This window comes from Rhodococcus sp. EPR-134 (assembly GCF_001647205.1).
Lineage (GTDB): Bacteria > Actinomycetota > Actinomycetes > Mycobacteriales > Mycobacteriaceae > Rhodococcus_F > Rhodococcus_F qingshengii.
In genome coordinates this window covers 1-5942 of sequence record NZ_LVCT01000677.1, presented here as the reverse complement: position 1 = coordinate 5942, position 5942 = coordinate 1, and the positions used below count along the sequence as shown (strand labels likewise).

8 protein-coding genes are annotated in these 5942 nt (G+C 62.2%); 4 read left to right on the top strand and 4 right to left on the bottom strand.

The features are described 5' to 3' along the window. The 3 genes from A2J01_RS29685 to A2J01_RS29675 form a co-directional block, all read left to right on the top strand. Positions 1-221 (top strand): 3-hydroxyacyl-CoA dehydrogenase family protein (locus A2J01_RS29685; protein WP_231916071.1); only part of this gene is annotated, 221 nt, incomplete at its 5' end. A 164-nt stretch (positions 222-385) separates the two neighbouring features. After that, the gene (locus A2J01_RS29680; RefSeq protein WP_064114164.1) at positions 386-1279 is read left to right on the top strand and encodes an oxygenase MpaB family protein; all 894 of its coding nucleotides are present in this window, start codon (positions 386-388) and stop codon (positions 1277-1279) included. Positions 1280-1303: 24 nt separating this feature from the next. Continuing rightward, positions 1304-1696 carry an RNA-binding S4 domain-containing protein gene (locus A2J01_RS29675; protein ID WP_029256216.1) on the top strand — a complete coding sequence of 131 codons (393 nt, stop codon included), beginning with the start codon at positions 1304-1306 and terminating at the stop codon, positions 1694-1696. Positions 1697-1699: 3 nt separating this feature from the next. Here the strand turns inward: A2J01_RS29675 and A2J01_RS29670 are convergent, their stop codons facing one another. Further along, entirely contained in the window at positions 1700-2329 is a 630-nt protein-coding gene (locus A2J01_RS29670; protein WP_007731353.1) for a GyrI-like domain-containing protein, read from the bottom strand. A gap of 123 nt (positions 2330-2452) precedes the next feature. Here A2J01_RS29670 and A2J01_RS29665 point away from each other — a divergent pair, with 123 nt between their 5' ends. Continuing rightward, positions 2453-3637, top strand: a complete 1185-nt coding sequence (locus A2J01_RS29665; protein WP_064114163.1) for a metallophosphoesterase — start codon at positions 2453-2455, stop codon at positions 3635-3637. A 6-nt stretch (positions 3638-3643) separates the two neighbouring features. Here the strand turns inward: A2J01_RS29665 and A2J01_RS29660 are convergent, their stop codons facing one another. The 3 genes from A2J01_RS29660 to A2J01_RS29650 form a co-directional block, all read right to left on the bottom strand. Then, positions 3644-4330, bottom strand: a complete 687-nt coding sequence (locus A2J01_RS29660; RefSeq protein ID WP_064114162.1) for a TetR/AcrR family transcriptional regulator — start codon at positions 4328-4330, stop codon at positions 3644-3646. A 47-nt stretch (positions 4331-4377) separates the two neighbouring features. Beyond that, complete coding sequence (locus tag A2J01_RS29655; protein WP_064114161.1) at positions 4378-5205, bottom strand: potassium channel family protein; 828 nt, start codon at positions 5203-5205, stop codon at positions 4378-4380. Between the two features lie 46 nt (positions 5206-5251). Next, on the bottom strand, positions 5252-5942 hold a 691-nt coding region (locus A2J01_RS29650), incomplete at its 5' end, for a diacylglycerol kinase (protein ID WP_064114160.1).

Sequence of the window (5942 nt, the reverse complement as noted above, 5' to 3'; positions counted from 1 at the left end):
CAGAAGACATCGACGAGGCCATGAAGGGCGGCTGCGGCTACCCGATGGGTCCGCTGACGCTGCTCGACACCGTCGGTCTCGACATTGCCCTCGCAGCGGCAGAGTCCCTGTACGCGGAATTCGCAGAACCGCACTACGCTCCGCCGGCGCTGCTTCGCCGCATGGTCGACGCCGGTCGTCTCGGCAAGAAGACCGGTCGCGGGTTCTACGAATACGCCTGAGTCCGACCGCTTCACTCTTCCGGCCCCTCACCTGTTGCAGGTGAGGGGCCGGAGTTGTTTTCGGGCAGATCTAGCCGAATCCATTGACAAATTCGCGCGGCGCAGCAAAAGTCATCATTTGACAACAACCGTTGTCACATGAGCGCAGGCGGAGGGTCAACCAGATGAGCAGCGATCCGGACACCGATACTCGTCGACCTAAGCCCCAGGCGCGACCAGAGCCCCGGGAACTACGAGCCGATCCGATCGGCCCCGGTTCCCTGACGTGGACACACTTCGGCGACGTTCGCGGTCTGCTGTATCTCGGACGCGCAGGCACGCTGCAGAACATGCATCCCGCGGTAAGTGGAGCGCTGCAGGATCATTCGAATTTTTTCGACAACCCGCTCGACCGCCTGTTCCGCTCACTGCCGCCCATCTACGGCGTAGTGTACGACCGGACCGAAGAGGGCACAGGCACGCTCGTTCGCAACTTCCACACCGATCTCAAAGGAATCGACGAAACCGGCGGGCGTTACCACGCCCTCGCTCCTGACACTTTCTGGTGGACACACGTCACGTTCTTCGAGGTGATACTCGATTTCAACGAGCGATTCGCGTACAAGAAGTTCACGGCGGAGCAGAAGGACCAGCTTGTCCGTGAGGCCGTAACCTGGTGGCGCTGTTACGGACTCACCGACCGACCGGCTTTCGACGACTACGCCAGCTTCCGCACGTACTGGGAAGACATGCTCGACAACCACCTGATCAACACCCACACCACAAAATGGTCGACGCGCATCGCCGAGCACGACATCGCACCGGCTCCGAAGGTTCCGACGTGGCTGTGGCGTCTGACCTCACGCCCCACGATGGCCGTGGCGAACTGGATCGGCAAGGCACTGATGCCGGAGAAGGCGCGCGAAACTCTCGGATGGGAATGGACGCCGCGCGACGAACGAATGTACTTCTGGTTCGCCCGCTTCCTGACATTGACAGATCGGTTCTGGCATCTGCTGCCGTTACGACTGCGGTATGCACCGCGCGCCTACTCGGGCATCCGCGCGCAGGGTCTGTGAGCACTCGTCGGTAGGCTGGAGTGCGTGCCAGCCCAACTCCCCTCCGACGCGATCAGTGTCCGCGTGGACAGCTGGACGTGGGCGGTTCGGCTGTTCAAAACACGCTCGCAGGCGGCGACCGCCTGCCGATCGGGACACGTTCGGGTCAACGGAACGTCGGCAAAGGCGGCTCAGCAGGTGAAAGCCGGCGACGAGGTGCGGGTGCGTGTATCCGGCATCGAACGCATTGTCGTCGTGGTCAAGCCGATCACGAAACGAGTCAGCGCGGTGCTGGCCGCCGATTGCCTGCAGGATAATTCACCACCCCCACCGCCTCCCGAACTGATCGCGTCCATTCCGCGACGTGATCGTGGCGCCGGCAGACCGACCAAACGCGAGCGACGCGACCTCGAGAAGTTGCGCGGCCTCGAGCCGTAATCGCTACCTCGAAACAGGCTGACGCAGAACCGTCTTCAGTTTCTCGGGCGGCGTCCGGCGAGCGTCGCTGAGGTATATCTCGTGATGATCGCCGTTGAAGCTCAGGCCGTTCGACGGGATGAACGTGTTGTGCAGCCGGTCCAGGGTGGGAGCTTCGTCGTCGTACGAGCCGACGTGAAGAATCTGGACGGACAGACCTTCCTCCAACTCGAGAAACCTGACCTTGTCGAGAGCGGCAATCTCCTTCTTGGCCCGCACTGCCTTGGCCCGGACTGCGTCAATCGACGCAGACAGTTCCGTCTCCGTGATCCACTCCGGTTGCGAGATCATCATCGTCCAATCCCACGACGACTTGTCCCGCGTCACGAACACCTCGGGGTCATCTGCCCGCCACAACCCTTCCAGCGGGCCCACGACGAAGTCGCGATCCAGTTCCTTCTTGCTCGCGAATTTGGTCGCGTAGGACACCGAATACAGCGCTTCGAGCGCCTCGGAGTACTCGGTGGCAGTGTTGGGATCACCGTGACCGTCGACGGCGAAGTAGCCGAAGCGCGGGACGGTCACGAGGGCAAAATCGCGGCGCCCGGGGGAATAGAGATCCTTGTATGCCTTCTTGACGTCGTACTTCTCCATGCGCCACCCACCTGATCACTGGCCGAGTTTCAACGTTCGGAAACCTATCCGAGAACACCGACATTCCGATAGCGGACCACCGTCCCCTTGTTAATAGACCAGTGGACCTTTACTCTGGACGGGGTGACTACACCCCAGGCGACCGACGTCGCTCGAGTTCCGCGCCGCAGACCGTTGCGGATCGTTGCCATATCCTCGATTGTCGCGTCGATCTTGGCTCTGTTGTTCGTGTACCCGTGGTGGAGCTTGTTCGTCCGGCCGGACTGGCCGACAGCGGTGGCAGTTTTCGGCACCGTTCTATTTGCCGCCCTCCTGATCACCCTGCCTGCCACCATGATGCTCAGCCACGGACACACTGACCGCGATCCAGTTCGCCTGGTCGGCGACGCCCTCCTCGGAATCATCTGGGTCGTGTTCGTGTGGACCCTGCTCGGTGAAGTCCTGAGGCTCGGATTGCTCGTCGGCGGCGTGGATGACCCGCTTCGATCGAGAATCGTCGCCGTTGCGGCACTGATCACCTCGGCCGTTCTGCTGATCTGGGGCTATCGGGAAGCCATGAGACTGCCACGGATCAAGCACGTCGACGTCACCATCCCTCGCCTCGGAGCGGGAATGGACAAGCTTCGGGTAGTCGCAATTACCGACACCCATTTCGGCCCGATCAATCGCGAGAAGTGGTCCGAGCGCGTGATCGCGGCAGTCAACGAACTCGACGCCGACATCGTGGCCCACGTCGGCGACATTGCCGACGGAACAGTGGAGCAGCGCCTCGGCCAAGCCACCCCACTCGCGTCGGTGGAAGCCAGACTCGCTCGTGTCTACGTCACCGGGAATCACGAGTACTTCCACGAGGCTCAGGAGTGGCTCGACTACATGACCTCGATCGGCTGGGATGCCCTGCACAACCGGCACCTCGTCGTCACCAAGGGCGGCGACAACCTGGTCATCGCCGGAGTCGACGACGCCACCGCTCTGGGATCAAAGCTCGACGGTCACGGCGCGAACTTCGATATGGCCCTTGCCGGCACCGACCCCGATTTGCCGATCCTGATGCTCGCCCATCAACCGAAGCAGGTAACTCAGTCCGCTTCCGCGGGAGTGGATCTGCAGCTCGCCGGTCATACCCACGGCGGACAGATCTGGCCGTTCAACCTTCTGGTCAAACTCGATCAACCGTCGGTGCACGGGCTCACCCGTCACGGCGACCGCACGCAGTTGTACACAAGCCGCGGAACCGGGTTCTGGGGTCCACCATTCCGCGTGTTCGCACCGAGCGAGATCACCGTCCTGACGCTGCACAGCGCCTGAACGGGCTCAGCTCGTTCGGGTTGCCGCTCGCGCCGACAGCCCGACGAGCTGATTGATCAGACCTTCACGTAGGCCGGTTGCGAACATGTCGGCAGCAGGGGGCGCCTGCATCTCGTTCAGTACGACGACCATGGATTCGGCAGGCTCGGCAGTCGGCCACAAGCCTGCAACAATCACCAGGGTTACCTTGGCGAATTGAGCCGCGTCGCCCTCCGAGAGGTGAGGCAATTGCGAATGAATCAGCGACGCAAACCTTCCCGAGTTGACCGTTGCCCGCTTCTTGAAGTCACGGGCGAAGTCGACGGAGATGTTTCTTTCGAGGACACCAGCCATGACGCTCATCAACTCGCACAGCAACCGCTGTGAGACAAGCGATTCCGCAACCGTCGATGCCACATGGATTTCAGTGGCGAACGGTGAGTCGTCACTGGTCGGAGTCAACGACTCGGACAACCCGTCCAGCCACGCTACCCAGTTCTCGTCGAGCACTTCGAGAAAGATGGCCTCGCGACTGTCGAAGTAGCGAAGCACGTTGGACTTCGCCAGTCCGACGCTCTCACTGAGCTCACGCAGGCTGATGTCGGCGACGGGCCTGGACCCGAGCATCGCGCGGGCCGCATCGAGAATCGCGCACCGACGCGCTTCGATCTGCTCAGGCCTGCGCGCGCGCTGAAATCCGTGGGTCGCCACCATCACGCAAGATTATCAGACCATCGTTCTATTGTTTGCTGTACTGCGGGTCAATTGTCCGAAGGTGCATGCTGCGCCACGACTCCCCTCGACGCCAGTTCGCGACGCAGCGAATCGGTATCGACGGACGCGAGATCGACTCGGTGCGTGCGGGTGGCCAAGGCTCGGACTTCCTCGGACAGGTCCGCCACCTGCTTACGCGTCGCGGCCTGGGATGCCTCGTCCTGTTCCGCCACGCGCTCGACCAACCAGGAAGCGAGTGTGGCAGTCACGATGCCCAGCAACGCAATTCCGCCGATCATCAATGCTCCGGCGATCATGCGCCCGGTCGTGGTAACGGGCGCCATGTCTCCGTAACCGACGGTCGTGACCGTCTCCATCGCCCACCACAATGCCGTTCCGTACGACGTGATGGCAGCGCCCTGCGCGTGACGCTCGGCATCGAGCATGGCCAGCTCCGCGACACCGATCAGCAAGGCCGTGGCACCAGTGGCGTAAATAACCACCCGTCCACGCAAGCTTTGCCCGCTCGAGCGGTGAACTATCGCAAGCAGTGTGACCAACCGAAGTAGGCGAAGCGGACGCAGCATGGGCAACACCACCATCGCCAAGTCCAAGAGATGCCTGACGAACCAGCGACCGCGGGCAGGTGCCAACCACAGGCGAACTGCGTAGTCGACGGCAAAAACGACCCACGCAGCCCACATCGTCCATTCGGTCAGACGATGTGGAAGGCCCGTCGGTTGCGCCAGCACTTGGTACGCGTACGCCACCAAGAACAGGCAGGCCGCAGCGGTCAACGGGATGTCGATGGCTAGCTGCCATTTCTCCAAGGTCCAGGCAGCGCGGCGGTGCGCCGACTTCGTCGATTCGTTCATCCGAGAAGTCTGACACCACCGCTACCTAGTGCCCGGCAGAACCGACTCAGATCCGAGTGTGCGTCAAGATGTTGAGCGCCATGGGAACTGCCTCGATCGTGATGGGCAACGGCCCCACCCGATCGCCGTCCGCGTAAGCGATGATGCCCTCGGAGACCAACCGAACCTTCTTCGATCGGTACGTCTGCACCGCATCCAAGGAGACGTGAGTTCCCTTGTACACCCGCGGAAACAGGCGCACCAGACGCAACCTCGAACCGTGCCCGACGACGGTCAGATCCAGCAACCCATCAGACTTCGACGCTCCTGGCGTGATGAGCATGCCGCCACCGTACGAGCGCCCGTTGCCAACAGCGACCAGCGTCGCGTCCACCGTGATGACCTCGTCGTCGAGTTCGATCCGGTACGGCAGCGGCTTCATCTTCGCCAACTCGGCGAGCATCGCCAAGTTGTAGCGCATCGGTCCCTTGGGCCACGACATCCGATTGGCCCGTTCACTGACCAGCGAATCGAATCCGCTCGCGATGATCGTTCCCGACCAGACGACGGAACCGTCGGCCAGCGTGATCTTCGCCAGGTCGGACTGCTGCACGACACCGTCTGCGATGACATCGGCTGCTGCTTCGGGATCGCCTGTGGGAATACCGAACTCACGGGCGTGATCGTTGCCGGTGCCTGCCGGAATGAGCCCGATGGGCGTCTCGGTCAACGCGGCGGCCTGCAGTCCGATACTGATG

What these genes read in the sequence shown, in the direction of transcription:
- A2J01_RS29660 (WP_064114162.1), bottom strand. Translation starts at nt 4,330, where the DNA reads ATGGTGGCGACCCACGGATTTCAGCGCGCGCGCAGGCCTGAGCAGATC.
- A2J01_RS29670 (WP_007731353.1), bottom strand. Translation starts at nt 2,329, where the DNA reads ATGGAGAAGTACGACGTCAAGAAGGCATACAAGGATCTCTATTCCCCC.
- A2J01_RS29655 (WP_064114161.1), bottom strand. Translation starts at nt 5,205, where the DNA reads ATGAACGAATCGACGAAGTCGGCGCACCGCCGCGCTGCCTGGACCTTG.
- A2J01_RS29680 (WP_064114164.1), top strand. Translation starts at nt 386, where the DNA reads ATGAGCAGCGATCCGGACACCGATACTCGTCGACCTAAGCCCCAGGCG.